The 26,612-nt window shown below is 62.6% G+C and carries 29 protein-coding genes and 1 tRNA gene; 12 read left to right on the top strand and 18 right to left on the bottom strand.

Annotated features, from left to right (window positions below; all coding sequences use genetic code 11):
• Positions 1-50: 50 nt before the first annotated feature.
• Positions 51-899: an alpha/beta hydrolase gene (locus B7G52_RS01825; protein ID WP_371328985.1), complete on the bottom strand. Its 849-nt coding sequence runs from the start codon at positions 897-899 to the stop codon at positions 51-53.
• Positions 900-1,179: 280 nt separating this feature from the next.
• Between B7G52_RS01825 and B7G52_RS01820 the strand changes: the two genes are divergently transcribed.
• Positions 1,180-1,863 carry a hypothetical protein gene (locus tag B7G52_RS01820; RefSeq protein WP_096695789.1) on the top strand — a complete coding sequence of 228 codons (684 nt, stop codon included), beginning with the start codon at positions 1,180-1,182 and terminating at the stop codon, positions 1,861-1,863.
• 120 nt (positions 1,864-1,983) lie between these two features.
• Positions 1,984-3,930 (top strand): MASE3 domain-containing protein, encoded by a 1,947-nt coding sequence (locus B7G52_RS01815; RefSeq protein ID WP_141397367.1) that lies wholly within the window; start codon positions 1,984-1,986, stop codon positions 3,928-3,930.
• A gap of 13 nt (positions 3,931-3,943) precedes the next feature.
• Here B7G52_RS01815 and B7G52_RS01810 read toward each other — a convergent pair whose 3' ends face one another.
• Positions 3,944-4,324 carry a hypothetical protein gene (locus B7G52_RS01810; RefSeq protein ID WP_096695785.1) on the bottom strand — a complete coding sequence of 127 codons (381 nt, stop codon included), beginning with the start codon at positions 4,322-4,324 and terminating at the stop codon, positions 3,944-3,946.
• Between the two features lie 273 nt (positions 4,325-4,597).
• On the opposite strand from B7G52_RS01810, the gene B7G52_RS01805 reads away from it, so the two are divergent.
• Positions 4,598-4,975 (top strand): DNA replication initiation control protein YabA, encoded by a 378-nt coding sequence (locus B7G52_RS01805; RefSeq protein WP_141397366.1) that lies wholly within the window; start codon positions 4,598-4,600, stop codon positions 4,973-4,975.
• An 11-nt stretch (positions 4,976-4,986) separates the two neighbouring features.
• Here the strand turns inward: B7G52_RS01805 and B7G52_RS01800 are convergent, their stop codons facing one another.
• The 3 genes from B7G52_RS01800 to B7G52_RS01790 form a co-directional block, all read right to left on the bottom strand.
• Positions 4,987-5,316: a hypothetical protein gene (locus tag B7G52_RS01800; RefSeq protein ID WP_096695782.1), complete on the bottom strand. Its 330-nt coding sequence runs from the start codon at positions 5,314-5,316 to the stop codon at positions 4,987-4,989.
• On the bottom strand, positions 5,313-6,095 hold the full coding sequence (locus tag B7G52_RS01795; RefSeq protein ID WP_096696049.1) for a hypothetical protein: 783 nt from the start codon (positions 6,093-6,095) through the stop codon (positions 5,313-5,315). Before B7G52_RS01795 ends, B7G52_RS01800 begins: the two co-directional genes overlap by 4 nt.
• A gap of 115 nt (positions 6,096-6,210) precedes the next feature.
• Positions 6,211-7,587 (bottom strand): GNAT family N-acetyltransferase, encoded by a 1,377-nt coding sequence (locus tag B7G52_RS01790; RefSeq protein ID WP_096695781.1) that lies wholly within the window; start codon positions 7,585-7,587, stop codon positions 6,211-6,213.
• Between B7G52_RS01790 and B7G52_RS01785 the strand changes: the two genes are divergently transcribed.
• Both B7G52_RS01785 and B7G52_RS01780 read left to right on the top strand, forming a co-directional pair.
• Entirely contained in the window at positions 7,586-9,274 is a 1,689-nt protein-coding gene (locus tag B7G52_RS01785) for an NAD+ synthase (protein WP_096695780.1), read from the top strand. The two genes, B7G52_RS01790 and B7G52_RS01785, sit on opposite strands and share 2 nt — an antisense overlap.
• Positions 9,275-9,431: 157 nt before the next feature.
• A complete protein-coding gene (locus B7G52_RS01780; protein ID WP_096665314.1) occupies positions 9,432-9,770 on the top strand; it encodes a P-II family nitrogen regulator in 339 nt (112 codons plus the stop codon).
• Positions 9,771-9,906: 136 nt separating this feature from the next.
• On the opposite strand, the gene B7G52_RS01775 is transcribed toward B7G52_RS01780, so the two are convergent.
• The 7 genes from B7G52_RS01775 to B7G52_RS23515 all read right to left on the bottom strand — a co-directional run bounded on the left by B7G52_RS01775 (position 9,907) and on the right by B7G52_RS23515 (position 13,573).
• Positions 9,907-10,494, bottom strand: coding sequence for a TIGR00730 family Rossman fold protein (locus B7G52_RS01775; RefSeq protein ID WP_096695779.1), 588 nt, complete (start codon positions 10,492-10,494; stop codon positions 9,907-9,909).
• Positions 10,491-10,931 carry a diacylglycerol kinase gene (locus B7G52_RS01770; RefSeq protein WP_096696047.1) on the bottom strand — a complete coding sequence of 147 codons (441 nt, stop codon included), beginning with the start codon at positions 10,929-10,931 and terminating at the stop codon, positions 10,491-10,493. Before B7G52_RS01770 ends, B7G52_RS01775 begins: the two co-directional genes overlap by 4 nt.
• A gap of 68 nt (positions 10,932-10,999) precedes the next feature.
• On the bottom strand, positions 11,000-11,470 hold the full coding sequence (locus B7G52_RS01765; protein ID WP_096695778.1) for an RDD family protein: 471 nt from the start codon (positions 11,468-11,470) through the stop codon (positions 11,000-11,002).
• 154 nt (positions 11,471-11,624) lie between these two features.
• On the bottom strand, positions 11,625-12,359 hold the full coding sequence (locus B7G52_RS01760; RefSeq protein ID WP_096695777.1) for a DUF3106 domain-containing protein: 735 nt from the start codon (positions 12,357-12,359) through the stop codon (positions 11,625-11,627).
• Positions 12,360-12,398: 39 nt separating this feature from the next.
• Positions 12,399-12,827, bottom strand: a complete 429-nt coding sequence (locus B7G52_RS01755; protein WP_096695775.1) for a DUF3619 family protein — start codon at positions 12,825-12,827, stop codon at positions 12,399-12,401.
• Positions 12,824-13,390, bottom strand: a complete 567-nt coding sequence (locus tag B7G52_RS01750) for an RNA polymerase sigma factor (RefSeq protein ID WP_096665297.1) — start codon at positions 13,388-13,390, stop codon at positions 12,824-12,826. The genes B7G52_RS01755 and B7G52_RS01750 overlap by 4 nt, the downstream gene beginning before the upstream one ends.
• 30 nt (positions 13,391-13,420) lie before the next feature.
• Complete coding sequence (locus B7G52_RS23515; RefSeq protein WP_170954655.1) at positions 13,421-13,573, bottom strand: hypothetical protein; 153 nt, start codon at positions 13,571-13,573, stop codon at positions 13,421-13,423.
• 117 nt (positions 13,574-13,690) lie between these two features.
• Here B7G52_RS23515 and B7G52_RS01745 point away from each other — a divergent pair, with 117 nt between their 5' ends.
• The 6 genes from B7G52_RS01745 (at position 13,691) to pbpG (ending at position 21,228) form a co-directional block, all read left to right on the top strand.
• Positions 13,691-15,475, top strand: a complete 1,785-nt coding sequence (locus tag B7G52_RS01745; RefSeq protein ID WP_096695773.1) for an acetolactate synthase 3 catalytic subunit — start codon at positions 13,691-13,693, stop codon at positions 15,473-15,475.
• A 104-nt stretch (positions 15,476-15,579) separates the two neighbouring features.
• Positions 15,580-16,071 (top strand): acetolactate synthase small subunit, encoded by a 492-nt coding sequence (gene ilvN / locus B7G52_RS01740; RefSeq protein ID WP_096665291.1) that lies wholly within the window; start codon positions 15,580-15,582, stop codon positions 16,069-16,071.
• Between the two features lie 140 nt (positions 16,072-16,211).
• Positions 16,212-17,228, top strand: a complete 1,017-nt coding sequence (gene ilvC, locus B7G52_RS01735; protein WP_096695771.1) for a ketol-acid reductoisomerase — start codon at positions 16,212-16,214, stop codon at positions 17,226-17,228.
• A gap of 175 nt (positions 17,229-17,403) precedes the next feature.
• Positions 17,404-18,216, top strand: a complete 813-nt coding sequence (gene pssA, locus B7G52_RS01730; protein ID WP_096695769.1) for a CDP-diacylglycerol--serine O-phosphatidyltransferase — start codon at positions 17,404-17,406, stop codon at positions 18,214-18,216.
• A 217-nt stretch (positions 18,217-18,433) separates the two neighbouring features.
• Positions 18,434-19,972: a 2-isopropylmalate synthase gene (locus tag B7G52_RS01725; protein ID WP_096695767.1), complete on the top strand. Its 1,539-nt coding sequence runs from the start codon at positions 18,434-18,436 to the stop codon at positions 19,970-19,972.
• Positions 19,973-20,166: 194 nt separating this feature from the next.
• On the top strand, positions 20,167-21,228 hold the full coding sequence (gene pbpG / locus B7G52_RS01720; protein ID WP_096695765.1) for a D-alanyl-D-alanine endopeptidase: 1,062 nt from the start codon (positions 20,167-20,169) through the stop codon (positions 21,226-21,228).
• A 97-nt stretch (positions 21,229-21,325) separates the two neighbouring features.
• Here pbpG and B7G52_RS01715 read toward each other — a convergent pair whose 3' ends face one another.
• From B7G52_RS01715 to B7G52_RS01700, 4 genes are all read right to left on the bottom strand, one after another.
• Positions 21,326-22,117 carry an IclR family transcriptional regulator gene (locus tag B7G52_RS01715; RefSeq protein ID WP_096695763.1) on the bottom strand — a complete coding sequence of 264 codons (792 nt, stop codon included), beginning with the start codon at positions 22,115-22,117 and terminating at the stop codon, positions 21,326-21,328.
• Between the two features lie 102 nt (positions 22,118-22,219).
• Positions 22,220-22,981 (bottom strand): arginyltransferase, encoded by a 762-nt coding sequence (locus B7G52_RS01710; protein WP_096695760.1) that lies wholly within the window; start codon positions 22,979-22,981, stop codon positions 22,220-22,222.
• Complete coding sequence (gene aat, locus B7G52_RS01705; RefSeq protein ID WP_096695758.1) at positions 22,978-23,751, bottom strand: leucyl/phenylalanyl-tRNA--protein transferase; 774 nt, start codon at positions 23,749-23,751, stop codon at positions 22,978-22,980. Before aat ends, B7G52_RS01710 begins: the two co-directional genes overlap by 4 nt.
• A 133-nt stretch (positions 23,752-23,884) precedes the next feature.
• Positions 23,885-23,960 (bottom strand) — tRNA-Asn (locus B7G52_RS01700).
• Between the two features lie 166 nt (positions 23,961-24,126).
• Here B7G52_RS01700 and thiD point away from each other — a divergent pair.
• Positions 24,127-24,990: a bifunctional hydroxymethylpyrimidine kinase/phosphomethylpyrimidine kinase gene (thiD, locus tag B7G52_RS01695; protein ID WP_096695757.1), complete on the top strand. Its 864-nt coding sequence runs from the start codon at positions 24,127-24,129 to the stop codon at positions 24,988-24,990.
• An 82-nt stretch (positions 24,991-25,072) separates the two neighbouring features.
• On the opposite strand, the gene B7G52_RS01690 is transcribed toward thiD, so the two are convergent.
• Both B7G52_RS01690 and fdxA read right to left on the bottom strand, forming a co-directional pair.
• A complete protein-coding gene (locus B7G52_RS01690) occupies positions 25,073-26,173 on the bottom strand; it encodes an NAD(P)/FAD-dependent oxidoreductase (protein ID WP_096695756.1) in 1,101 nt (366 codons plus the stop codon).
• Between the two features lie 67 nt (positions 26,174-26,240).
• The gene (gene fdxA, locus B7G52_RS01685; protein WP_096695755.1) at positions 26,241-26,570 is read right to left on the bottom strand and encodes a ferredoxin FdxA; all 330 of its coding nucleotides are present in this window, start codon (positions 26,568-26,570) and stop codon (positions 26,241-26,243) included.
• Positions 26,571-26,612 lie beyond the last annotated feature (42 nt).

The following is a 26,612-nucleotide window of genomic DNA, read 5'->3' as shown; positions in this document are numbered from 1 at the left end:
GAGCGCCTGCAGTTCACGCTGCAGGCGCTCTTTTTTTTTATGGGCAGCGTTCAGGCTGCGCGGGCCGGGTCCGGAAAAATCAGCCCGTGCCAGAACGTGCCCTTGCGCTCAAACGCTTGCCAGCCGCCTTCGGGTTGCGCCAGCCGGTCGGCCACGGCCCACCAGGCGCTCGGGTTCAGGCCCAGGCCGACGTGGCTGGCCACCACCTCGACGTTTTCTGTCTGCAGGTTGTCCGGCGACGGTTTCTGGATGCTGCCTTGCCAGGCCACGATGCCGTCGCTGCGTGAGTAAATGCTGGTGGTGGGCACTGGCGGCGCGGCGGGCAGGTCGTAGTTCTCGGTTTCACGCGCCACCTTGCGCCCGCTGGCCAGCTCGTAGATGCGCCAGGCGTTGGTGGAGCGGTGCGAGCCGGAAAACGGCGTGCCCAGCGTGATCACGCTGCGCACCATGTGCGGCAGCTCCTTGGCCAGTTCGCGCGCGTACACCCCGCCCAGGCTCCAGCCGATCAGGCTGACCTTGCCGCCGCTGCCTTCGAACGCGCGCCGCACCTGGGCGCGTGCCGCCTCCAGCACGCCGGCGCGCGGACCGAAGTTGAAGCCCTGTTCCCAGCCGCTGGTCTGGTAGCCCAGCGAATCGAGGTAGCGGCGCAGCGGCATGGTCGAACCGTCGCTGGCCGACAGGCCGGGAAACACCACCACGCTGTGCTGGTCGCCTTTGGGGGCGCGGGCCAGCAGGGGCCACGCGGGCAGCAGCGCGCCAAACTCCCAGAAGGCGCGAAACTCCAGCGCCAGCAGCCAGGCGCTGGGCGCAGGGCCGTCATGCGGGCTTTGCTGCGCTTGTTCGGGTTGGCTTTTTCGCACGGGAGACAGGGGTGAGTGTGGCGTCATGGGGCGGGTCATTGGTTTTGGAGGTGTTGTTCCTGACCGCTCCAGTATTGGGGCGGCGGGCTGGCTTCACAGAGGGAGACTTCCCTAAAGTCGTCTCCTGCGTGACAAGGGGGCAAAGGGAGACGGGGGCGGTGGGGCTGGGATTTTCACCGGCGCGGCAGCCTTGAAGCGACTCTTGAGCCTGCTTGAGCGTGCCCGTTATTGTCGGGTCCGGGAGCCCGGGGTGCCTGGCCTGCCGGATGCGGCCCATAATTGAATTTCATTCGCAGCGTCCGCAAGAAAGTCCGAAACCATGCCAACCCACATTCGCCTTCCCGGTGCCGCCTTGCTCATCGTGGTTGTGGCGGCGCTGATGGCCTGGGCCGGCTGGCACTTCTATCCTGCAACAACGACCCGCATCGAAACCACGGTGGTGGCGCCCGAGGTGCCGGTGGTCATCCGCACCGAGGGCGGTTTGCTGGAGGTGGCCACCGTGATCGCGCAGGAGCGTTTCACCCGGTCGGACACCCGGGAGTTCTGGGGCATTCACCTTGGTACGACGGTGTCGCACATCCAGGCACCCGTGCATTACCGTTACCACATCGCGCTCGCCAAAGAGTGGCATGTGGTGATCCGCGGCAAGACCTGTATTGTCCAGGCGCCCGCCATCAAGCCCAGCCTGCCCGTGGCCTTCGACACCTCGGCCATGCAGATGTACACCCACAACGGCTGGGCGCGCCTGAACAAGCAGGACAATCTGGCGGCACTGGCGCGGTCGATGACGCCCGAGCTGGAAAAACGTGCGCTGTCGGCAGGCTACCAGCAACTGGTGGTCGAGCCGGCGCGCCAGACGGTCCGGGAGTTTGTCATGCAGTGGCTGATCAAGGAGCAGAAGTGGTCACGCGAACCGGGCTACACCGTGGAGGTGTTGTTCCCCGGGGAAGTTCTGCGGGCAGGGCCGCCGGCCAGTTCGGCGGTGCAGAACAGCCCGCTGTGATGCCGGGAGCCGTGTCGTGCACGGTTTTCATTGCTTCGCCCGCAGCCCGAAAGATGGTCTGCCGTGCCTTAAACTGACGCTTCTTACTGTAAAAAGGCGTGGTTGCATGGAGTCTGGTTCTTGATCACTGTCCACGCTCAATACCGTCGGCCATTGATGCTGGTTTCCGGCGTGTGGCTGGTCAACGCCGCGGTGCATCTTGCATTTGTGCTGGTCCCCTCGCTGCATTTTGAGCTGCCGGCCGCAGTCCACACGAATTTGCACACCCTGTTCGAGACGGTGTCCATCATTGTCTCCATGCTGGTGTTTTCCGCTGGCTGGGTCACCTTTTCGCGGGAGGGCCGCAGCAATGTGGCGCTGCTTTGTACCGTCTTCTTCGGCGTGGCCATTCTTGATTTTGTCCACCTGCTGTCCTACGACGGCATGCCGGCGTTCCTCATCCCGGCCAAAGACGGCAAGGCAATCTCGTTTTTCCTGGCGGCCCGCCTGATGGTGGCCGGCGCCTTGCTGGCGATTGCGTTCCAGCCCTGGAACCGCCGCATCGAAAACAAGGAGCGTCACTGGCTGCTCGGCCTGAGCCTGATTTTTGCGCTGGGGGTCTCGGTCTACGGGCTGGTCGAGCCGGCCATCATGACCTGGTTTTTTGTGCCCGGTTCGGGGCTCACGCGTACCAAGATAGCGGTGGAATACCTGGTCATCGTTCTTAATCTCGCGGCGGCCGCCGGCTTCTACCTGCGCATGCGCGAGCCGCAGCCCTATCCGCTGGTTCCGCTTTTTGCCGCCGCCTGCCTGATGGCCCTGTCGGAGCTGTGTTTTACCCTGTATTCGACCTTCCACGACCAGTACTTGATCTTGGGCCATGTCATCAAGGTGGAGGCCTATCTCTTTATTTTCCGGGCCATCTTCGTCGAGTTCATGGAGGGGCCTTACCGGCAACTGGAAAGTGCACGTGCAGATCTGGTGGAAAGCGAGGAAAAGTACCGGCTGCTGTTTGAAAACAGCCCGGATGCCTACCTGATGGCCAACGCGGACGGCTCCTTCCACACCGCGAATCCGGCAGCCTCCGCCATGTTAGGCATCGCACTGCAGGACCTGTGGCGGATTGGGCGCAACGATGTGACCCGCGATCCCCGGCTGGCAGGCTTCCTGGAGGAGCGCGCCAGGACCGGCTTTGTCCGGGGGGAGCTGATTCTGCGGCGTGCAGACGGGAGCACTTTTCTGGCTGAGCTTTCTTCCACCACGTACACGGACAGCCGGCACCGGCAGATGAGCAGCACCTTTGTTCGCGACATCACCGAGAGAAAAAAGGCGGAAGAAGAAATCCTCAACCTCAACGCGACGCTGGAGCAGCGCGTGCGTGATCGCACGGCAGAACTTCAGGCGGCCAACGAGGACCTCGAACATTTCTCGCACGTGATGGCGCATGACCTGCGCTCTCCGCTGGTGGCGATCGAGGGCTTCGCCGATCTGCTCAAGCGCAATGGCGGCGCGTCCATGGACGACAAGCAGAAGCACTACCTGAACCGCATCCAGGCCGGCGTGGACCGCATGGCGGACATGATCGATGCACTCCTCGAACTCGCCCACGTGTCCCGTGCGCCCATGAAAATGCAGACCCTGGACCTGTCCGCGATCGCCGACAAGGCGTTGTCAGCCTGCCGGCAGCGCGACCCCCAGCGCAGGGTCCAGGCCGTGGTTGAAAGTTCGCTGGTCGGGCAAGGGGATGCGCGGCTGATTGCCACCGTCATGGCGAACCTGATTGGCAGCGCATGGAAACACACCGTCCGTAATCCGGAGGCTGAAATCGTCGTCGGCATGGCGCCATCGGCACAAGGGCAGGCGGTTTACTTTGTCAGGGACAACGGCTCCGGAGTTAAATCCAGGGCTGCCGGGACGGTGCCGGACGAGTGCGAGACGCCGCAGGGGCCGACAGAGCTGCCACGTGCGGACGTTGTGCTGGCCAGTGTGCGCCGGATCATCGGCCGCCACGGAGGCACGGTGTGGGCTGAGTCGGCGCCCGGACAGGGCGTGATTTTCCGCTTTACGCTGGAGCCGGCGCCAGTGTGAGTGTGAGTGTGTTCTAGTCTTCGAACAGGTACTCGACCTCGCCCAGCCAGCGTTTTTCAATGAGGGCTAGGCTGGCCCGCTTGCCGGCCTGCACCTTGCGACCCACGGAACTGCGAAAGGCGGCGCCCGGGGTTTCTTCCAGCCACCGGTCGGCCGTGTCGTCCGGAAATTCCAGCCTGAGCTTTTCTCCGACCTCGATGCCGCTGTCGCAGCCGTGCCTGAATGCCAGCAGCAGAGACATGGCCAGGCGATGGCGGCCAGCTGCACAGTGAAACACGCCAATCATCCTGTCGTACACGAAAGGCAGGCTGAGGTCGGCAAGGTGCAGTGGCTGGGGCTCCTGGGCGCTGGCCTCGACCAGCATCTGCCATTGTTGCGGCGTGAAATGGATCATGTCTATTTTCTTGGGCAGAGGTATCGCGGCTTCGCAGGAACAGGCCTCACTTGGATGACGATGTCTCAGTGTAGGGGGTGCCAGGTTTTGTCCCGGGCGAACAGGCCTTATGGCGACTTGTACGTGGGGCGTTATTGACATGGACCCTCGGTGGCGTTTCCCGCCATGTTAGGGTGAACGCCTGATGTTCGCACGCTGCCGCTTCCCGGTGCCGGCGGTCAGTGTGAAAAATTCCCGAAAGGTGGCTTTATGGCGATAGGTTGGTGGACTGTGTTGCAAAGTGTCCCGTGGGCCGAGGTGGTGAGCAACGCCCCCAAGGTTGCTGCGGGCGCGAAAAAATTGTGGAATGCGGTGGGCAGGAAACCTTCGGCCGGCGCGCAGGTCGCCGATGCCACTCAGGCGGCGCTGTCGCCAGAGGCGCGGGCCATCACCGCCCTGACTGCGCATGTCAGTGAGCTGGAAACGGCGACCAAAGAACTGCAGGAACAGATGCTCGCGTCTTCGGAGCTGATCAAGGCGCTGGCCGAGCAGAACACGCAACTCATTTTGCGCATCGAGACGCAGCGGCGCCGCATGGCATGGTTGGCGGCCGCGCTGGTGCTGGTCGGCGTGGCGGCGCTGGCCAGCCTGGTCCTGCTGCTTGTGCGCTGAAGGCGGTGGACCTACAGCGGAACGATTTCAAAGCGGGCATCGCCCATGTCCCGGCTCAAAGGGCGAAATGCCGCGAGGATCGCGTCTGCCTCGGCGTTCTCCCACAGCGCGATGACCTGCTCCTCGGCTTCCGACGCCCGCTCGTCCAGCGGCAAGTCTTCGTTGAGCGATTGCACCAGCATGTAGGCCTGCAGGGACGGCAACACCTGGTCGGGGCCGCCCAGGGAAAATTCAAGCGACATGCGAAAACGCAGCTCCGCCGCAGCGCGTTCGTCGGGGCCGAGGCTGGGGCACTCGACGAGCTTGACCTGGTAATGGCCGGTGCCGGCTTGCTTTTTCATGCGGGTTCTTTCTCTGGAGGGTGGGTGTCGGCATCGCCCAGCAGGCCCTGTTCGTCATCGCGCAGACCGGCGACGGGCGTGGCCTTGGCCAGCGCGACCCACACGCCGAAAGGCAGGGTCTGGCGGGGCCGCCGCGGCGCGGCGCGGGCCACCACCAGCCGTTGTCCTTCGACCTGCATCACGCCGCATTCCGGCGGAACTTCGTCGGGGGCGGCGATGGGCCGGCCTTTGGCGTCGCAGCCCAGCACGTACCAGCACTCACCGCCCAAATCGAGGTAGGCGCCGCGTTTTTCGGGCCGACGCAGGTCACCCAGCAGGTCGGAGCGCTTCACCTTGATCTCGTGAACAACGGGTTCGACATAGGCTTCTACCGAGGTATTGCGGATTGAAAACACGTCGGGCCGCACCATGCACCAGCGTGCGGCGGCGCCGTCGGCCAGTGGCGGCAGCTGCGCGCGCAGGCTCAACGCCCGCCAGGTGATGCGGCCCGCGCGCACCATGTCGCAGGCCACGCGTTCGACCAGCGCCTCGTGTGCCGACAGGGCCTCGCGGTTGCGCACCAGCGTTGCGGCCAGGCAGCTGACGCCGGCATCGGTGACACGCAGGGTTTCATGGCCTGACGGGCCGGCGACACGTTGCAGCAGGCCAGCGGCGAGCAACTCGATTTCCAGCAGGTCTTGGCAGGGCCAGCCGATGGAGCGGTAGATCTCGCGCAGGCGGCGCGCATGGGCGCGGCCCAGCGTGGCGGGGCCGGGGGCATCGGTGGTGGCATCAAGCATGAAAAAAAAGGGGTGAAGCAGGGTTTCAGAAAAAGCTTGAATCAACTGTCCTTATACGCCAAATTGGCCTCCAGCCCAATCGGGACGAGCGCAGATAGCTATGAATACTGTAGCGTCACAAGGGGGCATGGCCGCCGGGCTCCGCCTGCCGGAACGGGTTGCGCCGCTCCAGTTCTTCCATGTAGCCGGCCATGCCTTCGCCCTCGCGTTCCAGGAAGCGCTCCACCGCATCGGCAAAGGCCGGGTGTGCCAGCCAGTGGGCACTGGTGGTCTTGACCGGCAGCAGGGCGCGCGCCATTTTGTGCTCGCCCTGGGCGCCGCCTTCGAAGCGCTGGTAGCCGTGTTCCATGCACCATTGCAGCGGCTGGTAATAACAGGCCTCGAAGTGCAGGCAGTCGACGCGTTCCAGCGCACCCCAGTAGCGGCCATACGCAACCCGGGACGGTGTGATGGAACCAAATTGGCCTTCGGCCTTTGTACCACCTGCGCTGACAGCTATCAAACTAGTAGCGATGGGGCGGCCGTCCCGCTCTGCCACAAACAGCAGCCAGTTCTCCGGCATGGTGCCCTGCATGCGCTGGAAAAAGTCGCGGCTCAGGTAGGGTGCGTTGCCGTGCTCGTAGTAGGTGCGCTCGTAGCAGCGGTAGAAAAAGTCCCAGTCGGCAGCGCTGATGTCTTTGCCCAGCGACCAGCGGAAGCGCACGCCGGCGTCAAGCACCTTGCGCCGCTCCTGGCGGATTTTCTTGCGCTTTTCCTGGCTCAGCGACATCAGGAAGTCGTCGAAGTCGCGAAAGGGGCGGGTGTTGCCGAGGCGAGGTGCACCGTCTTCACCAACCGGGGCCGCGGAACCGGCTTTGCCGGGCCGCAGGCGCAGCGCCCCCTCGGGGGGCAGCGCAGTACACGAAGTGACAAGCGTGGGGGCACTATTCGTCCAATGGAATTGCACGTTGTGGCGGAGCATCAGCCCGGCTTCCTCGCAGGCGGCGACGTCCGCGTCACTGGCAAACAGCAGGTGCAGCGAGGACAACCCTTCTTCGGCGCACCAGGCCAGTAGCGCCTTCACCAGCAACGTGCGGGTGACGGCATCATGCGCCAGCAACCGCGGGCCGGGTACGGGCGTGAAGGGCGGCGCCACCAGGGCCTTGGGGTAGTAGGGCAAGCCATGCTGGTGATAGGCATTGGCCCAGGCGTGGTCGAACACGTATTCGCCGTAGGAGTGGTCTTTCAGGTACAGCGGGCAGGCGCCGACCAGCTGCGTGCCCCGGGACAGCGTGACAAAACGCGCGGTCCAGCCGGTTTGCGCGGTGGCGCTGCCGCTTTCCAGCATGGCGGCGAGGTACTCGTGGCGCATGAAGGGGTTCAGGCTGCCGTCACCCGGCTGGGCCGCGAGCAGGGCGTTCCAGTCGGCGGCCGGGACCTGCAGCGGCGAATCCAGCACGCGGATGACATAATCGTTTTCAGTCACAGCATCAACCGGTTTTTCTTTTTTCATGACTCTCAAAATCTGCGTTGCCCAATTGAACTACTGCGTTGGCGACATGCCGGGCAACGCGCAAAAAATCATTGACGCCGCCCGTCTGGCCTATGCCGACGGTGTGCGCCTGCTGCTCACACCCGAGATGGCGATATGCGGCTACGCCGCCGAAGACCTGTTTTTGCGCCGCTCTTTCATCCAGGCCTGTGATGATGCCGTGAATCTGGTGGCCCGGGAACTGGCCGGGTTAAAAGGGCTGACGGTGGTGGTGGGCACGCCGACCCATGGGGACAGTGGCCGCGGCCTGCGCACCAAAAGTGTATCGGTGCACCAGCGCCACAACGCGGCCCGGGTGCTGCGCGAAGGCGTGGTGATCCACACCTATGCCAAGCGCGAGCTGCCCAACTACCAGGTGTTCGACGAGCGCCGGTATTTCACGCCGGGGCAGGGCGTCTGCGTGTTCGAAGCCGGCGAGGGCGCCGACGCGGTCCGGGTCGGCCTGCTGATCTGCGAGGACGCCTGGTTCGAGGAGCCCGCGCGGCTGGCCAAAGAGGCGGGCGCCGAGCTGCTGGCCGTCATCAACGCCTCGCCTTTCCATGTGGGCAAGGGCGGCGAACGCGAACGCATGATGCGTGAGCGCGTGCTGGCCACCGGCCTGCCCATGGTGTACGCCCACCTGGTGGGCGGGCAGGACGAAATTGTTTTCGAGGGGCACTCCTTTGCCCTGCAGGCCGACGGCGCGCTGGCCGGCCGGGCCGAAAGTTTCAGGGAAAATCTGTTCCCGGTCCAGGCGGAACGTGCGCCAGGCGCTATTTATTTGATAGCGAGCGAGGTGCCGCTACGCAGCGCCGAAGCGGATTTGTGGGACGCGCTGGTGCTGGGTGTGCGCGATTACCTCGGTAAAAACGGCTTTCCCGGCGCCATCCTGGGCCTGTCCGGCGGCATCGACTCGGCGCTGGTGCTGGCGATTGCGGTGGACGCGCTGGGCGCTGACAAGGTGCGCACGGTGATGATGCCGTCGCCCTACACGGCCGACATCTCCTGGATAGACGCACGCGACATGGCCGCGCGTTTGAAGGTGCGTTACGACGAGATTTCCATCATCCCCGAGTTTGAAGCCTTCAAGGCCTCGCTGGCAGGTGAATTCAGGGGCCTGCCCGAAGACACCACCGAGGAAAACATCCAGGCGCGCATCCGCGGCGTGTTCCTGATGGCGTTGTCCAACAAGTTCGGCGCGATCGTGCTGACCACCGGCAACAAGAGCGAAATGGCGACCGGTTACTGCACGCTGTACGGCGACATGGCCGGTGGCTTTGCCGTCATCAAGGACCTGCTGAAAACCACGGTGTTCCGGCTGGCGCAGTGGCGCAACGAGAACGACCCCTACGGCACCGGCAGCAACCCGATTCCCGAGCGCATCATCACGCGCCCGCCCAGCGCCGAACTGCGCGCCGACCAGACCGACCAGGACAGCCTGCCGCCTTACGAGGTGCTCGACGCGATCCTGCAGCGCTACATGGAAAACGACGAGAGCATAGCGGCCATTGTGGCGGAAGGTTTTGACCGTGTCGTGGTCGAACGTGTGACCCGGCTCATCAAAATCAATGAGTACAAGCGCCGCCAGGCGCCGATAGGCATCCGGGTTACCCACCGGAGCTTCGGCAAGGATTGGCGCTATCCTGTCACCAATAAATTTCATGCATGAAGACACGGCCCCCACGCTTGTCGCTTCGCGTACTGCGCTGCCCCCCGGGGGGGCGCTGCGCCTGCGGCCCGGCGGAGCCGGTTCCGCGGCCCCGGCTGGTATGGAGTCGCCGGCCTTCCAAAAGCTTTTGCCAATTTAAAACCAACGGAGATATTCAGTGAAACAAATTACCGCCGTCCTCAAACCCTTCAAGCTCGAAGAAGTCCGTGAAGCCCTGGCTGAATGCGGTGTGACCGGTCTGACCGTCACGGAAGTCAAGGGTTTCGGCCGGCAGAAAGGCCACACCGAGCTGTACCGTGGCGCCGAGTACGTGGTCGACTTCCTGCCCAAGGTCAAGGTCGAGGTGGTGGTGAAAACGGAGGATGTGGATCGTTGCGTGGACGCCATCGTGCGCGCCGCCCGCACCGGCAAGATCGGTGACGGCAAGATTTTCATCACCAGCGTCGAGCGTGTGGTGCGCATCCGTACCGGCGAAGAGGACGAAGCGGCGGTCTGATGCGCCCCCACGCTTTTCACTTCGTGTAATACGCTGCCCCCGAGGGGGCCGCTGCGCCTGCGGGCCGGCGAAGCCGGACCCGCGGCCCCGGCTGGTAAAGAGATAGCCTCTCCCACGGAGGCCTGAGGCGAGAGCCTTAAATCTGGTCCAGGCGCAGCACGTCGGGCGCCACGCCCGCTGACTGCACCAGCTGCTGCAGCAACTGTTCAGCATCACTGGCGACATGAATCAGGTCCATTTGCCAGTCGTTCATGAAACCGCTGGTCACCGAGGTGGCCAAAAACGCCAGCAGGTGGTCGTAATAACCGTTCAGGTTCAGCAGGCCGACCGGTTTGGCATGGTAGCCGAGCTGGCGCCAGGTCCACACTTCAAAAAACTCTTCCAGCGTGCCGATGCCGCCGGGCAATGACAGGAAGGCGTCGGCGTGTTCGGCCATGATGCGCTTGCGTTCGTGCATGGTGTCCACGATGTGCAGCTCGGTGCAGCCCGTGTGCGCCCATTCCTTCTCCACCAGCGCCTTCGGGATGACGCCGACGACGCGGCCGCCGGCGGCCAGGGTGGCGTCAGCGACGATGCCCATCAGCCCGTTGCGCCCGCCGCCATACACCAGCTGGCCGCCATGTTGGCCGATCCACTGGCCAACCTGGCGCGCGGTTTCGGAAAATCCGGGCTCTGCGCCCGGTCGTGAGCCGCAATAAACGCAGACGGAAAAAGCCGGCTTCATGCGAGAAACCTGTGGAACAGCGCCATGACCCAGATGCCCGCGCACAGCAGCAGGCTCAGCAGCACGGCGGCACTGCCCATGTCCTTGGCACGTTTGGACAGGTCGTGCCACTCCGGGCCGATGCGGTCGATCGCGGTTTCTATGCCGGTGTTGAGCAGTTCGATGATCATCACCAGGATCACCGAACCGGCCAGCAAGGCGGTTTCAACCCAGCTGCGGCCCAGCCAGACGGCGGCGGGAAGCAACACCAGTGCGGCGATGGCTTCCTGGCGAAACGCCGTTTCCTGCCATCCGGCCCGCAAGCCCGCCACCGAATAGCCGAACGCATGCCACACGCGGTTCAGGCCTTTGCGGTCTTTCTGGGGATTGGCGGGCGGGGTGGCCGCCGGGTAGCCCTGAAGCGCAGGGGGAGAGACGGTGGAAACGTGTTCAGGCATGGGCTGATTGTCGCGCAGCTCTGTGACGGTGTGGTGCGGCCCTGGCATGGCGAAGACGCCGCGAGGCTTCAGGCGGCCTGGGCAGGCGCGCCGGCGGGGAGGCTGGATACCAGCCGGGTGCCGGCCAGCGCATCGTGCCAGAACTGCCGATCCGGATGAAAGCGCGACAGGATCGCCCAGATGGCGATCCATCCGCCCGCCAGCACGAGCGCCTGCCGCACGTCCAGCCCGAGCAGCCAGCTCACGGCCAGCGGCGGCAAAAACCAGAGCCAGCTCAGGGTGTAGCGCAGGAAGGCGCGCTTCTGGCTGACGGCTTGGCCCTGCAGGTCGGTCAGGCGGATGTTCCAGGTCTTCATGGCCAGGGTCTGGCCTTTGGCCCAGAACCAGACGAAGTAGATGCCGAACACGACAAACAGGAAGGCCTGCTGGGCGTTGCGGTTGTCCATGGCGTTGCGCGTCTGGCTCAGGGTGCTGAACAGGTAGTCGGCAATGAAGACCACGCCGAACATCAGCATGCCCTCATACAGCCAGCAGGCCATGCGCCGGCGCAGGGAGGGGGTGGGAAGGCGGTTGGCTTGTAGGGCTGTCAATTTGGTCGCGTTCAGGTCAGATCGGTTAAATGCGCCCGGAGGAACCGCAGCCAGACCCGCATGCGGATCGTGTCAGGCCGGCACGGGGACCGCGCCTTGCTGCCTACGGTTTTGCCGGTGCCGCGCCGGGCGTGGCAACCGGCGCGGTGGCTGACCGCACGTCCGGCTGTCCGGCCGGGGGCGGCGTCACCGCGATTTTAGTCGCTGGTTTGCCCTTTGGCTTGTCGGCACGCGAAGGCACCGTCGCCAGCTTTTGCGCCGCAACTGGTTTGGCTGCAGGGGCCGCGCCCACCGGTTTGGGGGGGGCCTTGGCGGCCAGTTTGCGCTTTTCCTCGTCGCTGAGGGCCTGGTAGGCCTGCCACTTGGCTTGTTTCTCTTCGGCCGTGAGCTCTTTGGACAGCTCTTTGGTTTTTGCAAAATTCAGCCGCGCCTGGGCGCGTTGCTGCGGGCTGAGTGCCACCCACTCCTTCATGCGCCCCTGCATCTTGACCTGCTCTTCGGTGGAAAGTGCCGGATAACTTTTGGTCATTTGCAGCCATTTGCGCTTATGCGTCTGGCTCAGCGTGTTCCAGGTGGGCGCCAGCGGCTTGAGGATCTCGCGTTCCACCGGACTCAATTCGGCCCAGAGCGGACTGGAAAAAGCGGCCTGGGCGACCACAGTTTTGGCCGGCAAGGCTGGCGCTGCTGCGGGGACGGGCGTCTGGGCGCGGGCGCCGGTCGCCCAAACACCCAGGAACAGGCAGAGCAGCCCCACCCATACCGGCAACGCCTGGGCAGGGATCGACGTGCCGTGGACGGAGTGCAGGCGCGCAGGATGGCGGGACAGGGTCACAGGCATCGATGTAAACGTATTTCTGCGCAAGGGCCAACCCGGCCCCTAGCGGCTGACCTTGAGGAACTGCACAAATCCGGGGTCGGAAAAGGCGTCGGGCGGCAGGTCGTCGGTCAGCAAGGCGGAGTCGACCTCGGCCAGTTCCTGGACGAAGCTGTCGGTTTGCAGGGAGTTGATCGCCAGCAGGCCGACGACCAGGGCGATCAGGGGCAAAACCGATCCGATCCGGTACCACAGGCCGAACCTCTCGCCGGATCCCCAGGTCAGCACCGAACCTGTGCCGCTTGCTGCGGTGACGGAGGCGGTTTGAACCCTGGCCACCTTGCGGGCAGCCACGGCCTGCGCACGGGCGGCCCGCAGGCGCTCGGAAATGTCGTATGGCAGGTCCGCCGCGCCTGCGGACAGGTGGGAAGAGGTTTTCAGGCCATAACGGTCCTGCAGGATCTCGGTGCGGTTTTGCAGTGAATGGTTCATAGTTTTATTCCCTTGGCGGCCAAAGCCTTGCTGAGTGCGTGGACGGCCCTCGAGCAATGCGTTTTCACACTGCCCTCGGAGCAACCCATGGCGGCAGCTGTTTCAGCAACATCCATTTCCTCCCAATAACGCATCAGAAAGGCTTCTCGTTGACGGCCCGGCAGTTCCTTGATCTCGACCTCGATTTGTCGCAAGATTTGCGCCCGTTCGGTCGCATCCTGGGCGCTTTCTGTTCCCTCAGAGTTGGTTGAGGTCTCTAAAGTTTCAAGCAGATCGAAATCGCCATCGTCCCCGGCAGATTCAAAGTCGCTCATGTTGGAAAACAGGGCGTTGCGCGTCTTGCGGCGTCGGAACCAGTCCAGCGTGGTGTTGGACAGGATGCGCTGGAACAGCATGGGCAATTCGGCCGCGGGCTTGTCACCGTAATGCTGGGCCAGCTTCATCATGCTGTCCTGAACGATGTCGAGCGCCGCCTCGTCGTCGCGGACATGGTAGACGCTGCGCTTGAAAGCGCGCTTTTCAACGTTTTTCAGGAAATCGGAGAGTTCTTGTTCAGTTGCCAAGGGGATGCATCCCGATTTGTCCCAGCGTCATCATTGTTGTGTTTTTCGGACGCGGCGAAGCGTCCAAAGCTGCAAAATTATCGCATCAGGCATGGCGCCGGCCGGACTTTTTTGCATTCCCTGTTGGCCACGCGCCGCCTGATGCCATAATATGAACTGCAATTCAAACAGCAAACGGGTCATGACCCGGCGGGATATGTTTCCGCCCATGGTTTTGGCCTCAAGTCTCGACGCTACTCCACAAGAGTGGGCGAAGAGGCACCCAAGGTATTTCGTTAGAGAAATTCACAAAGGTTCATCATGGAAATCTCAAAGGCCGAACTCGCGTCGGCATCAGCGGCGGCAGCTTCTGCCCCCTCAACTCCGCAAGAACTCCGCGGCGCGGAAATCCTCATCAAGGCCCTGCAGGCCGAAGGCGTCAAGCATGTCTGGGGTTATCCCGGCGGCGCTGTCCTGCATATCTACGACGCTTTTTACAAGCAGGACACCATCCAGCACGTCCTAGTGCGCCACGAGCAGGCGGCTGTTCATGCGGCCGACGGTTATGCCCGCGCCACCGGCGAAGTGGGCGTGGCACTGGTCACTTCCGGCCCCGGTGTGACCAATGCCGTCACCGGCATTGCGACGGCCTACATGGACAGCATCCCGATGGTGATCATCACCGGCCAGGTGCCCACACACGCCATTGGCCTGGATGCCTTCCAGGAGTGCGACACGGTCGGCATCACGCGGCCCATCGTCAAGCACAACTTCCTGGTCAAGGACGTGCGGCAGATGGCCGAGACCCTGAAAAAGGCTTTCCACATCGCACGCAGCGGCCGGCCTGGTCCGGTGGTGGTGGACATCCCCAAGGACGTTTCGTTCAACAAGACGCCCTACACCGGTTACCCGCAGACGGTCGAAATGCGTTCCTACAACCCGGTGCGCAAGGGCCACGGCGGGCAGATCCGCAAGGCGCTGCAGTTGCTGATGGCGGCCAAGCGCCCTTACATCTACACCGGCGGCGGCGTGTTGCTGAGCAATGCCTCGCAGGAGCTGCGCACGCTGGTGGACATGCTGGGTTATCCCTGCACCAACACGCTGATGGGTCTGGGCGCCTACCCGGCCAGCGACAAGAAATTTCTCGGCATGCTGGGCATGCACGGCACCATCGAAGCCAACAACGCGATGCAGCACTGCGATGTGCTGCTGGCCGTCGGCGCGCGTTTTGACGACCGCGTTATCGGCAACCCGAAACACTTTGCGCAGAACGAACGCAAGATCATCCACATCGACATCGACCCGTCGAGTATTTCCAAACGTGTCAAGGTGGACATCCCCATCGTCGGCGACGTCAAGGATGTGCTGACCGAACTGATCGCGATGATCAGGGAATCCGGTCTCAAGCCCGACGACAACGCCCTGGGCGGCTGGTGGGAAACCATTGAAGGCTGGCGCAAGCGCGACTGCATGAAATACAGCCTGGGCAAGGGCGATGTGATCAAGCCGCAGTACGTGGTTGAAACCCTGTGGAACATGACCAAGGACGCCGACACCTACATCACGTCCGATGTCGGCCAGCACCAGATGTGGGCGGCGCAGTACTACAAGTTCGACGAGCCGCGCCGCTGGATCAACTCCGGCGGTCTGGGCACCATGGGTGTGGGCATACCTTACGCCATGGGCATCAAGCTGGCACGGCCCGACAGCGAGGTCTATTGCATCACCGGCGAAGGCTCGGTGCAGATGTGCATCCAGGAGCTGTCGACCTGCCTGCAGTACAACACGCCGATCAAGATCGTCTCGCTGAACAACCGCTACCTGGGCATGGTGCGCCAGTGGCAGGAAGTGGAGTACGCCGGCCGCTACAGCAGCAGCTACATGGACGCGCTGCCCAATTTCGTGAAGCTGGCCGAGGCCTATGGCCACGTCGGCATGCTGATCGAAAAACCGCAGGACGTCGAGCCCGCGCTGCGCGAGGCGCGCAAGCTCAAGGACCGCACCGTGTTCATGGACTTCCGCACCGATCCCACCGAGAACGTGTTCCCGATGGTGCAGGCTGGCAAGGGCATCACTGAAATGCTGCTCGGGTCCGAGGACCTGTAAGCGGGCGTACACCATTTTTTCAACCGTCACCTGACGAATCTATTGCCTGCCGAGCCCGCGCATTACCGTGCGCGGGGGAGGGCAGCGAAAAGAGGAATCTTCACATGAAACACATCATTGCAGTTTTGCTGGAAAACGAGCCGGGCGCTCTTTCCCGCGTGGTCGGCCTTTTCTCGGCACGCGGCTACAACATCGAAAGCCTGACGGTGGCGCCGACCGAAGACGCCAGCCTGTCGCGCATGACCATCCAGACCACCGGTTCCGACGACGTGATCGAGCAGATCACCAAGCACCTGAACCGGCTCATTGAGGTCGTCAAGGTGGTGGACCTGACCGAGGGTTCCTACACCGAGCGCGAGCTCATGATGGTCAAGGTGCGTGCCGTCGGCAAGGAGCGCGAAGAGATGAAGCGCATGGCTGATATATTCCGCGGTCGGATCATCGATGTCACCGAAAAGAGCTACACGATCGAGCTGACCGGTGACCAGTCCAAGAACGACGCCTTCCTGGAGGCGATTGACCGCAGCGCGATCCTGGAAACCGTACGTACCGGTTCCAGCGGAATTGGCCGCGGCGAGAGAATTCTGAGAGTCTGATTTTCAGTGGTCCGTGCGCGCGTTTCGACAGGCTCAACGCGAACGGATTTTGACAGTGGCGATATGCGTTGACCGTTCGCCCTGAGCCTGTCGATGGGCATTTTCGCCAGAACCTGCAGACAATTTCTTCGGAGAGAAAAATGAAAGTTTATTACGACAAAGACTGCGACCTGAGCCTGATCAAGGGCAAGACCGTCGCCATCATCGGTTACGGCAGCCAGGGCCATGCCCACGCGCAGAACCTGAACGACAGCGGCGTCAAGGTCGTGGTCGGCCTGCGCAAGGGCGGCGCTTCGTGGCCCAAGGTCGAAAAGGCCGGTCTCAAGGTCGCTGAAGTGGCCGATGCCGTCAAGGCGGCCGATGTCGTGATGATTCTGCTGCCTGATGAGCAGATCGGCTCGGTCTACGCCAACGACGTGGCCCCCAACATCAAGCAGGGCGCCTCGCTGGTGTTTGCCCACGGCTTCAACGTGCACTACGGTGCCGTGATTCCGCGCGCCGACCTCGACGTCTGGATGGTGGCGCCCAAGGCCCCCGGCCACACCGTGCGCAACACCTACACCCAGGGTGGCGGCGTGCCCCACCTGGTGGCCGTCCACCAGGACAAGAGCGGCAAGGCCCGTGACCTGGCCCTGAGCTACGCCATGGCCAACGGCGGCGGCAAGGCCGGCATCATCGAAACCAACTTCCGCGAAGAAACCGAGACCGACCTGTTCGGCGAGCAGGCCGTGTTGTGCGGCGGCACCGTCGAGCTGATCAAGGCTGGTTTTGAGACGCTGGTGGAAGCCGGCTACGCGCCGGAAATGGCCTACTTCGAGTGCCTGCACGAGCTCAAGCTGATTGTTGACCTGATTTATGAAGGCGGCATCGCCAACATGAACTACTCGATCTCCAACAACGCCGAATACGGTGAGTACGTGACCGGCCCGAACATCGTGACCTCGGCCACGAAAGACGCCATGCGCAAGTGCCTGAAGGACATCCAGACCGGTGAATACGCAAAAAGCTTCCTGCTCGAGAACCGTGTGGGTGCGCCCACGCTGCTGAGCCGCCGCCGCCTGAACGCCGAGCACCAGATCGAAATCGTGGGCGAGAAACTGCGCGCCATGATGCCCTGGATCGCGAAGAACAAGCTGGTCGACCAGACCCGCAACTGATACCCGGCGGGGCTTACCGGCCCCGTTAGGTCCAGTCCTCAAGCCGCGCAAGACATTTGCGCGGCTTTTTTTTCATTTGTGGTGGTCTCTGTTTGGTATCCTCGGAGCATGAATCATTCACTATCGGCGCAGCACGGTTGGCGCGAAAACGGTCCTGACACCAGGAGTACCCAGCATGCATGACGGTCACGATGCCGTGCAGGAGTCCGATGAGCTCGTTCCGCGCAAGCGGCGCAAGGGCATTTACATCCTGCCCAACCTGTTCACGCTGGCAGCGCTGTTTGGCGGTTTTTACGCCATCGTGATGGCCATGAATGGCCGCTTCGATCAAGCGGCGATTGGCGTCTTCTGCGCGATGGTGCTCGACAGCCTGGACGGCCGCGTGGCGCGCATGACCAACACCCAGAGCGCATTTGGCGAGCAGATGGACTCGCTGTCCGACATGGTGTCCTTTGGCGCAGCACCTGCGCTGATCGCCTATGTGTGGGCCTTGACCAGCCTGGGCCGCTGGGGCTGGATTGCGGCTTTTGTGTACTGCGCCTGCGCCGCGCTGCGGCTGGCCCGCTTCAATGTCAACACGGCGGTGGTCGACAAGCGTTTCTTCCAGGGCCTGCCTTCACCGGCGGCGGCCGCGCTGGTAGCGGGCTTCATCTGGCTGATGACCGAAGCCGGCGTGCGCGGCGAAGAGGTTCGCTGGCTCATGTTTGGGTTGACGCTTTATTCTGGCCTGACCATGGTCACCAACGTGCCGTTTTACAGTTTCAAGGACGTGAGTCTCAAGCGCAGCGTTCCCTTTGTGGTCATTGTGCTGATTGCCCTGGGCATTGCCGTGATCAACATCGATCCGCCCACCGTCATGTTCGGCCTGTTTGTCATCTACGGCTTTTCCGGCTACGTGCTGTACGGCTGGCGCAAGGCCAAGGGGCAGCAGACCAGCGTGATCTCGACCTCGACCGACGAGCCGGATGAACGCGGTCTGCACAAGTAGGCGCCGTTCCATTCCCTCCGGCCAGGACCCGGCCACAATTTGTGGTACATTGATTTCCATGAAACGAATTTCGCTTGCACTATCGCTACTGCGCCGACACGGGCACAGACGATAGCGCACGCGCGCGATTCCAAACGGCCCGTATGCAAACGCAGCGGGCCGTTTTGTTTTGGGCTGCGTTTTTTGATTATCAGATCGACCTCTCAGGAGAACAAGCATGGCAGATAAATTGATCATTTTCGACACCACCTTGCGTGATGGTGAGCAGTCGCCCGGTGCCTCGATGACGCGCGATGAAAAGCTGCGCATTGCCCGCCAGCTCGAACGCCTGCGGGTCGATGTGATCGAGGCCGGCTTTGCCGCCAGCTCCAATGGCGATTTCGAGGCGGTGCAGGCGATTGCCAACGCCATCAAGGACTCCACCATCTGTTCGCTCTCGCGCGCCAACGACCGGGACATTTCCCGCGCGGCCGAGGCGCTCAAGGGGGCCAACAACGCCCGCATCCACACCTTCATTGCCACCAGTGCCCTGCACATGGAAAAGAAGCTGCGCATGAGTCCGGAGCAGGTGCTGGAGCAGGCCAAACTCTCGGTGCGTTTTGCGCGCAACCTGGTGGCCGATGTCGAGTTCAGCCCGGAAGACGGCTACCGCAGCGATGTCGACTTCCTGTGCCGCGTCATCGAGGCCGTGATCGCCGAAGGTGCAACCACGATCAACGTGCCCGACACGGTCGGCTACGCCGTCCCAGAGCTCTATGGCAACTTCATCAAGACCCTGCGCGAACGCATCCCCAACAGTGACAAGGCCATCTGGTCGGTGCATTGCCACAACGACCTCGGCATGGCGGTGGCCAATTCGCTGGCGGGCGTGAAGATTGGCGGTGCGCGCCAGGTCGAGTGCACGATCAACGGCCTGGGCGAGCGTGCCGGCAACTGCTCGCTCGAAGAGATCGTCATGGCCGTGCGTACACGCAAGGACTACTTCAACCTGGAGATGAACATTGATCCGGTGCATATCGTGGCGGCCAGCCGCATGGTGAGCCAGACCACCGGCTTTGTGGTGCAGCCCAACAAGGCCGTGGTCGGGGCCAATGCCTTTGCCCATGCTTCCGGCATCCATCAGGACGGCATGCTCAAGGCACGCGAGACCTACGAGATCATGCGTGCCGAAGACGTGGGCTGGAGCTCCAACAAGATGGTGTTGGGCAAGCTCAGCGGGCGCAATGCCTTCAAGCAGCGCCTGCAGGACCTGGGCATCCAGATGGAAAGTGAAGCCGATACCAACGCCGCCTTTGCGCGGTTCAAGGAACTGGCCGACGGCAAAAGCGAGATTTTTGACGAGGACATCCTGGCGCTGGTCAGCGACGAAAGCGTGACCCACGAGAAAGAGCAATACGGTTTTGTTTCACTGTCCCAGCACAGCGAAACCGGCGAGCGCCCGCAGGCGACGGTGGTTTTCACCGTTGACGGCAAGGAAGTCCGCGGCGAATCGGACGGCAACGGCCCCGTGGACGCCTCCCTCAAAGCCATTGAAACCCACGTCAAAAGCGGGGCAGAGATGGTGCTTTATTCCGTGAACGCGATCAGCGGATCCACCGAGAGCCAGGGCGAAGTCACGGTGCGCCTGCAAAACAGCGGCCGTGTCGTCAACGGTGTCGGGGCCGATCCGGACATCGTGGTCGCTTCGGCCAAGGCTTATTTGAGCGCCTTGAGCAAGTTACAAAGTAAAGCTGACCGGGTCGCCGCCCAAGGTTGAAGCCTGAAGGTTTGAAAAAACCTTTTACATTCAACAGTTTAGTAAGTTTTTGTGGTTTTTGGCAGGTTCAAAAGCCGTATTGAGGATGTCTTCACTGTTGCGTTTAGGAAAGTCACGCAAGCTTTTGATATTGCGTGACTTTTTCTATTTGTATACACTGCGGTTTCGTATTAATCGCATCTGGAGACGAATCAATGTCCATCACGCTGAATTCGATTTTCAAACAGACCTTACAGGTCGTTGGAATTCTTACCTTTTCGGCGGCCTTGATTTCGCCTGCGGCAGACGCCGCGACGGCGAAGCGCCAGATCGTTAAAAAGTCACACGCTGCCAAGACAGTGTCGAAAACGGTGATTTCCAGCCGGAAAAGCGCCCGTTTTGTCTCCAAATCCCCGCGCAAGTCCGTGGTGATCGTGGCCTCGCCGCCCCGGCTGTCCTTTGGCCAGCTGGCCGGCCTGCACGGTGCACAAGACCCGCTTGACCTGAAGTCCAGCGTGGCCCTGGTGATCGACCAGGACACCCGGGAAGTGCTGTTCAGCAAAAACGACCATGCGGTGCTCCCGATTGCCTCGCTGACCAAGCTGATGACGGGCGTGATCATCAGCGGCGCGCACTTGCCGATGGACGAAACCATCACCATCACCCAGGACGATGTCGACACCGAAAAGGGCAGCAGCTCCCGCCTGCGCGTGGGTGCCAGCCTGACACGTGGCGAACTGCTGCATCTGGCACTGATGTCCAGCGAAAACCGCGCCGCGCATGCGCTTGGCCGCACTTACCCGGGTGGCATGCCCACTTTCGTCGGCCTGATGAACGCCAAGGCCAAGATGCTCGGCATGAAAGACACCCGTTATGTGGAGCCCACAGGTTTGTCCAGCCAGAACCAGTCCAGCGCTCAGGACCTGGCGACGCTGGTCAACGCGGCCCATGGCGATCCTGTCCTGCGCGAGTTGTCTACCTCGACCGGCCACCAGGTCGCCGTCGGCCGCCAGACCCTGCAGTACAACAACACCAACCGTCTCGTGAAAAATCCGGAGTGGGAAATCGGCCTGCAAAAAACCGGCTACATCTCCGAAGCCGGTCAGTGCCTCGTCATGCAGACAAAAATCGCAGGGCGCAAGCTGATCATGGTTTTTCTTGATTCGGCCGGCAAATTGAGCCGCCTCGGTGACGCAGAGCGGGTCCGCCGCTGGGTGGAGTCGCAACCGGTCGGCGCCCCGAAAATCAGCGCAAGCACCCAGCCCAACAACGGCTGAGGCTTGCATTCCCACTGGCCGTAAACCGGCCGGTCGGCTGGATTGCTATTAAAAAAGTAGCTGCCAGCGCAACAGGGACAGGGGCTAAAGCCCGTTTTTACTTGAAATTGTTGGTCTTGTAACCCAGCGCCTTCGAGATCTCGCTCGCGGTGGATTGCAGCTTGGGCAGCCAGTTTTCATCCAGCCGGTCGGCCGGTGCAGAGATCGACAGTCCCGCCACCAGCTTGCTCTGGTCGTCGTAAATGCCGGCGGCCATGCAGCGCACCCCCAGCTCGAGTTCCTCGTTGTCACGGGCAATGCCGTACTGGCGTGCCTTGGACAGTTCGCGCTCCAGAACGGGAAGCTGGGTGATGCTGTTTTTGGTCTGGCCCGGCAAGCCGGTGCGGGTGGCATAACTGCGCAAGCGCTGGGGATCGTCAAACGCCAGAAACAGCTTGCCCACCGAAGTCAGGTGCAGCGGTGCGCGCCCGCCGATGGCGCGTACCACCTGCATGCCGGAGCGTTCGCTGTAGGCGCGTTCGACGTAAATGATTTCATCGCCCTGGCGCATGCTCAGGTTGACGGGTTGCTGGATCAGCCGGTGGAGTTCACGCATGGGGGTCAGTGCCGCGTCCCGCACACTCAGGCGCGCCTTCACCAGGTTGCCGAGTTCCAGCAGGCGCATGCCAAGCCGGTAGCTGCCCGCCACTGGCCGGTCCACAAACCGGCCGGTAGCCAGGTCGTTCAGGATGCGGTGCGCTGTCGAGGGGTGCAGGCCGGATTTCTCGCTGATCTCCTTGAGCGAGACGGCTTCCTCCCGGCCCGCCAGAATCTCCAGCAGGGTGAACATGCGTTCAATGACCTGAACCGTGGGTTTGGCGGGCGGGGCGAGGGAATCTTGCTTTTTCATGGGGGCGACCTTCACCAGATTTTAGCTGGTGAAATCAACGCGCTATGGTTGCCGTCATTTCGTCTTGACCTGCCTCACAGGCGGTGCACTCAGATGGCGCCCTCAGGCGGCGCTGGCCGGCACCGGGGCAGCGGAGTCCACCCAGTGCCCATCGACCAGGATCTGGTTCGGCAGAAACCGGGCCTTGTAACTCATCTTCGGGCTTTCGGCGATCCAGTAGCCGAGGTACACATGGGGCAAGCCCAGTTGCCGCGCCTGTTCAATCTGCCAGAGCACGCTGTAGGTGCCGTAACTTGCGTGCGCGTCGGGCTCGTAAAACGTGTACACCGCCGACACGCCGTCTTCCAGCACGTCGAGGATGGACACCATTTTCAGCGCCCCGGCCTCGCCGTTGGGCAGGGTGTCGCGAAACTCCACCAGGCGCGAGTTGACGCGGCTTTGCAGCAGGAATTGCGTGTACTGGTCGATGCTGTCGTGGTCCATGCCGCCGCCCGCGTGGCGGCCGTTCTGGTAGCGCAGGTAGAGCTGGTAGTGCTCAGGCATGAAGCACAGCTTGAGCACGCGAACCTGCAGCGCCAGGTGCTGCTTGCGGGCACGGCGCTGGCTGCGGTCTGGCAGGAAAGTTGCCATCGGCACGCGCAGGGGCACGCAAGCCTGGCAGCCGTCGCAATAGGGGCGGTAAGTGAACATGCCACTGCGGCGAAAGCCGTTGGTCACCAGCTCCGAGTAGGCGGCGTTGTGAATCAGATGGCTGGGGGTGGCGACCTGCGAGCGGGCCTGCCTGCCTGGCAGATAGCTGCAGGGGTAGGGCGCTGTCGCATAAAACTGCAGCGTCTGGAGGGGCAGGTCTTTGAGGTGCGTCACGTCATCAGGTCGTTCTGCGGTCTGGCCGTCAATAGCTGCTGCCAGTATAGGGCGTCAAATTCCCAGCGGGGCGAAGCCTGGGTTACGAGGGTGGCCACCTGCGCGACAAATTCCGCGCGGGAAATTTCCGCCGCGCCAAGCGAGGCCAGGTGCCGCGTGTTTTGCTGGCAGTCAATCAGGGGCAGGCCCTTGACCCGGCAGAACGCCACCAGCGCCGCCAGGGCCGTCTTGGACGCATCGGTCTGGTGGGCAAACATCGACTCGCCAAACACCATGCCGCCCAGGTTGACGCAATACAGCCCGCCGACGAGCCGGCCGTTCACCCAGGTTTCCACACTGTGCGCGTGGCCGGCGCGGTGCAGGGCGGTGTAGGCCTTAACCATCTCCGGCACGATCCAGGTGCCCGGCTGGCCGTCACGCGGCGTGCTGGCACAGGCGTGGATCACCTGCGCAAAAGCCGTGTCAAAACGGATCTCATGGCCGGCTGCGCCGATGAAATGCAGCAGGCTTTTGCGCAGCGAGCGGTGCAGCTTGAAATTGTCGGTACGCAACACCATGCGCGGGTCGGGGCTCCACCACAGGATGGGCTGGCCGACCCCGAACCACGGAAAGATGCCCAGCGCATAGGCTTGCCGCAAGGTCTCCACATCGAGCGACCGTCCCGCGGCCAGCAGGCCAGGTGCCGGATCGCCCTCCGCCCACGCCGTTTCCACCGGCGGAAAGGGTTCGTCCGCATCCAGCCAGGGCAGGGGGTGGGGTGACTTGCGCATGGCAGGTGGGTGAGGCAAGGGTGTGGTTTTTGCGTGCTGAGCGCATGGGCCGGCGGCGCATGGACAGCACCTGCAAATGGTAACCCCGTCAACGAAAAAAGCCTGGACGTGTGCACGTCCAAGCTTCAAATTATGGCTCCTCAACCTGGGCTCGAACCAGGGACCTACGGATTAACAGTCCGGCGCTCTACCAACTGAGCTATTGAGGAATACAGCCTTAAATTATAGCCTGACTTTTTCGGACTTCCGGCTCAGGATTGAACTTAGGGCCAAGAATTCAGGCGCTGATCCCCGGCGCGCAAGGCGCCAAGCGGCTTCCCCGATAATCCGGCATCGCCTTCGCAGGGCCTGAACCACCGGGAAACACTTTTCTCCATGAACAACGACACTTTTGAATTCGAGTACCCGCGCGTGTTGTCCATTGCGGGTTCGGACAGCGGCGGCGGGGCGGGCATCCAGGCGGACCTGAAGACTTTTGCCGCGCTCGGCTGTTACGGCATGACGGCCATCACCGCGCTGACGGCGCAGAACACCCAGGGCGTGCGGGCCATTCATGGCGTGCCGCCGGCCATGCTGCGCGACCAGATCGATGCGGTGGTCGAGGATATCGGCGTGGATGCCGTGAAGATCGGCATGCTGCATTCCCCCGAGATTGTGCTGGCCGTGGCCGAGGCCATTGACCGCCATGGGCTCGACAAAATCGTGCTCGATCCGGTGATGGTGGCCACCAGCGGCGCGGTGCTGATTGACAATCCGGCCATTGAGGTCCTGGTGCGTGAGCTGTTTCCGCGCGCGGTGCTGGTCACGCCCAACCTGGACGAAGCTGCCCTGCTGGTCGGGCGGCCGCTGAACAATGCAGATGACATGGAAGCGGCGGCTCACGAACTGCTGGGCAAGGGCGCACGCGCGGTGCTGCTCAAGGGCGGGCATTTGCCGGGCGACACGGTGATGGACCTGCTGCTGACGGCAGCGGGCGACAGACACTGGATGTATGCACCGCGCATTCACAGTGCCAACACGCACGGGACGGGCTGCACGCTTTCGTCCGCCATTGCGGCTGGACTGGCATTGGAGCAGCCCTTGCTGCAGGCCGTGGAAATGGCCCGGGCCTATGTGCGTGCGGCACTGCTGGCCGGCGCCAAGGTGAAAACCGGCGCCGGCAGCGGGCCGCTGAACCACGGGCATGCGCCCCTGGCGATGCGGCTCAAGCCCTTGAAGCCGCTCAAGCCGAGGGGCTGAACGACGGCGATGGAACTGCGGTGGGCCCCAGAGAAAAGGCCCGCACATGGCGGGCCTGACGGGGGCGGGTGTTGCCGGGTGTTCAGTCGAAGACGGGCGTCTCCACCCCGAGCACCTTGTGCAGTTTCGGGCTGGTGGTGGTGTATTGCAGGTGAATTTTCTTGTCCGGAAAGATGAAGGGCGCCGCGCCGAAAGCGGCCAGCGCGCATTCATGAAAACCGCTGAGGATCAGCTTTTTCTTGCCGGGGTAGGTGTTGATGTCGCCGACTGCAAAAATGCCGGGCACATTGGTCGAGAATTTTTCGGTGTCGACCTTGAGCTGCTTGCGCTCGATGTCCAGGCCCCACTCGGCAATCGGCCCGAGCTTGGGCGACAGGCCGAAGAAGACCAGCATCACGTCGAGCGGGACCACGCGGGTGATGCCGTCGGAGCCGGTGACCTTGGCACCGGTGAGCTTGCCGCCCTTTTCCTCGTAGCCGGTGACCTGGCCGACAATGAACTGCATCTCGTAGTTGTCGCACAACTCCCTCATCTTCGCCACGCTCGCCGGTGCGGCCTTGAAACCGTCGCGGCGGTGGATCAGGATCACGCTTTCGGCCTTGTTCGGGCCTTCCTTGGCGAAGTTGAGCGCCCAGTCGAGCGCGGAGTCGCCGCCACCGACGATCACCAGGTTTTTACCGGCGAAGTCAGCCGGTGACTTGACGCGGTAAAACAGCTGCGTGTTGTCAAACTTCTCGAGGCCGTCGACTTTCAGCAGGCGCGGCTGGAAAGCCCCCACGCCCGCCGCAATAAAGATGGTTTTCGTCAGGAACTGCGTGCCTTTGGAAGTCTGCACAAAAAAGCGGCCGTCGTCTTGCCTTTCGACAGTGCTGACTTCCTGGCCAAAGTGAAAAGTCGCGCCAAAGGGCTCGATCTGCTTGAGCAGGGAGTCGGTCAGTTCCTTGCCGGTGCACATGGGCACGGCGGGAATGTCGTAAATCGGCTTGTCCGGGTACAGCTCGATGCACTGGCCGCCGGGGTAGGCCAGCGAGTCGATGACATGGGCCTTGATCTCCAGCAGGCCGAGTTCAAACACCTGGAACAGCCCGACCGGGCCCGCGCCGACGATGACTGCATCGGTCTCTATCGGGCCGTCGTGCGCGGCAGCCGTGTTGATCACTTCCTGGTTCAGTTGAGGTTCCATGGGGCTTTTTTCGGGGTTGCAATTTGAAGAGGGCGGGCAGACGCAAAGCCCTGCGATTGGAAGCGCCTCAGCGAATGAGCTGGTCCAGTTTGCTGGTGACGTCTTTCCACTCTTCGGCATCGGGCAAGGCTTCCTTGCGCTTGGTGATGCTTTTCCAGCCCGGCGCGTTGCTCAGCTCGACATTGATCTTGATGAAGTTGACCTGATCGGCCGGCACGTCTTCTTCGGCATAAATGGCATTGACCGGGCACTCCGGGATGCAGACCGCGCAATCGATGCACTCGTCCGGGTCGATCACCAGCATGTTGGGGCCTTCGCGGAAGCAGTCCACGGGACAGACGTCCACACAGTCGGTGTATTTGCAGCGGATGCAGGATTCGGTAACGATGTGAGTCATGTTGTTCTTGCGGGATCGGTGGAAACCCTCAATTTTAAGAGG

Origin of the sequence: Polaromonas sp. AER18D-145, from assembly GCF_002379095.1 — a bacterium.
Classification (GTDB): Bacteria; Pseudomonadota; Gammaproteobacteria; order Burkholderiales; family Burkholderiaceae_C; genus Polaromonas.
The sequence above is the reverse complement of the archived record's forward strand: the minus strand, read 5'-3'. Positions and strand labels throughout refer to the sequence as shown.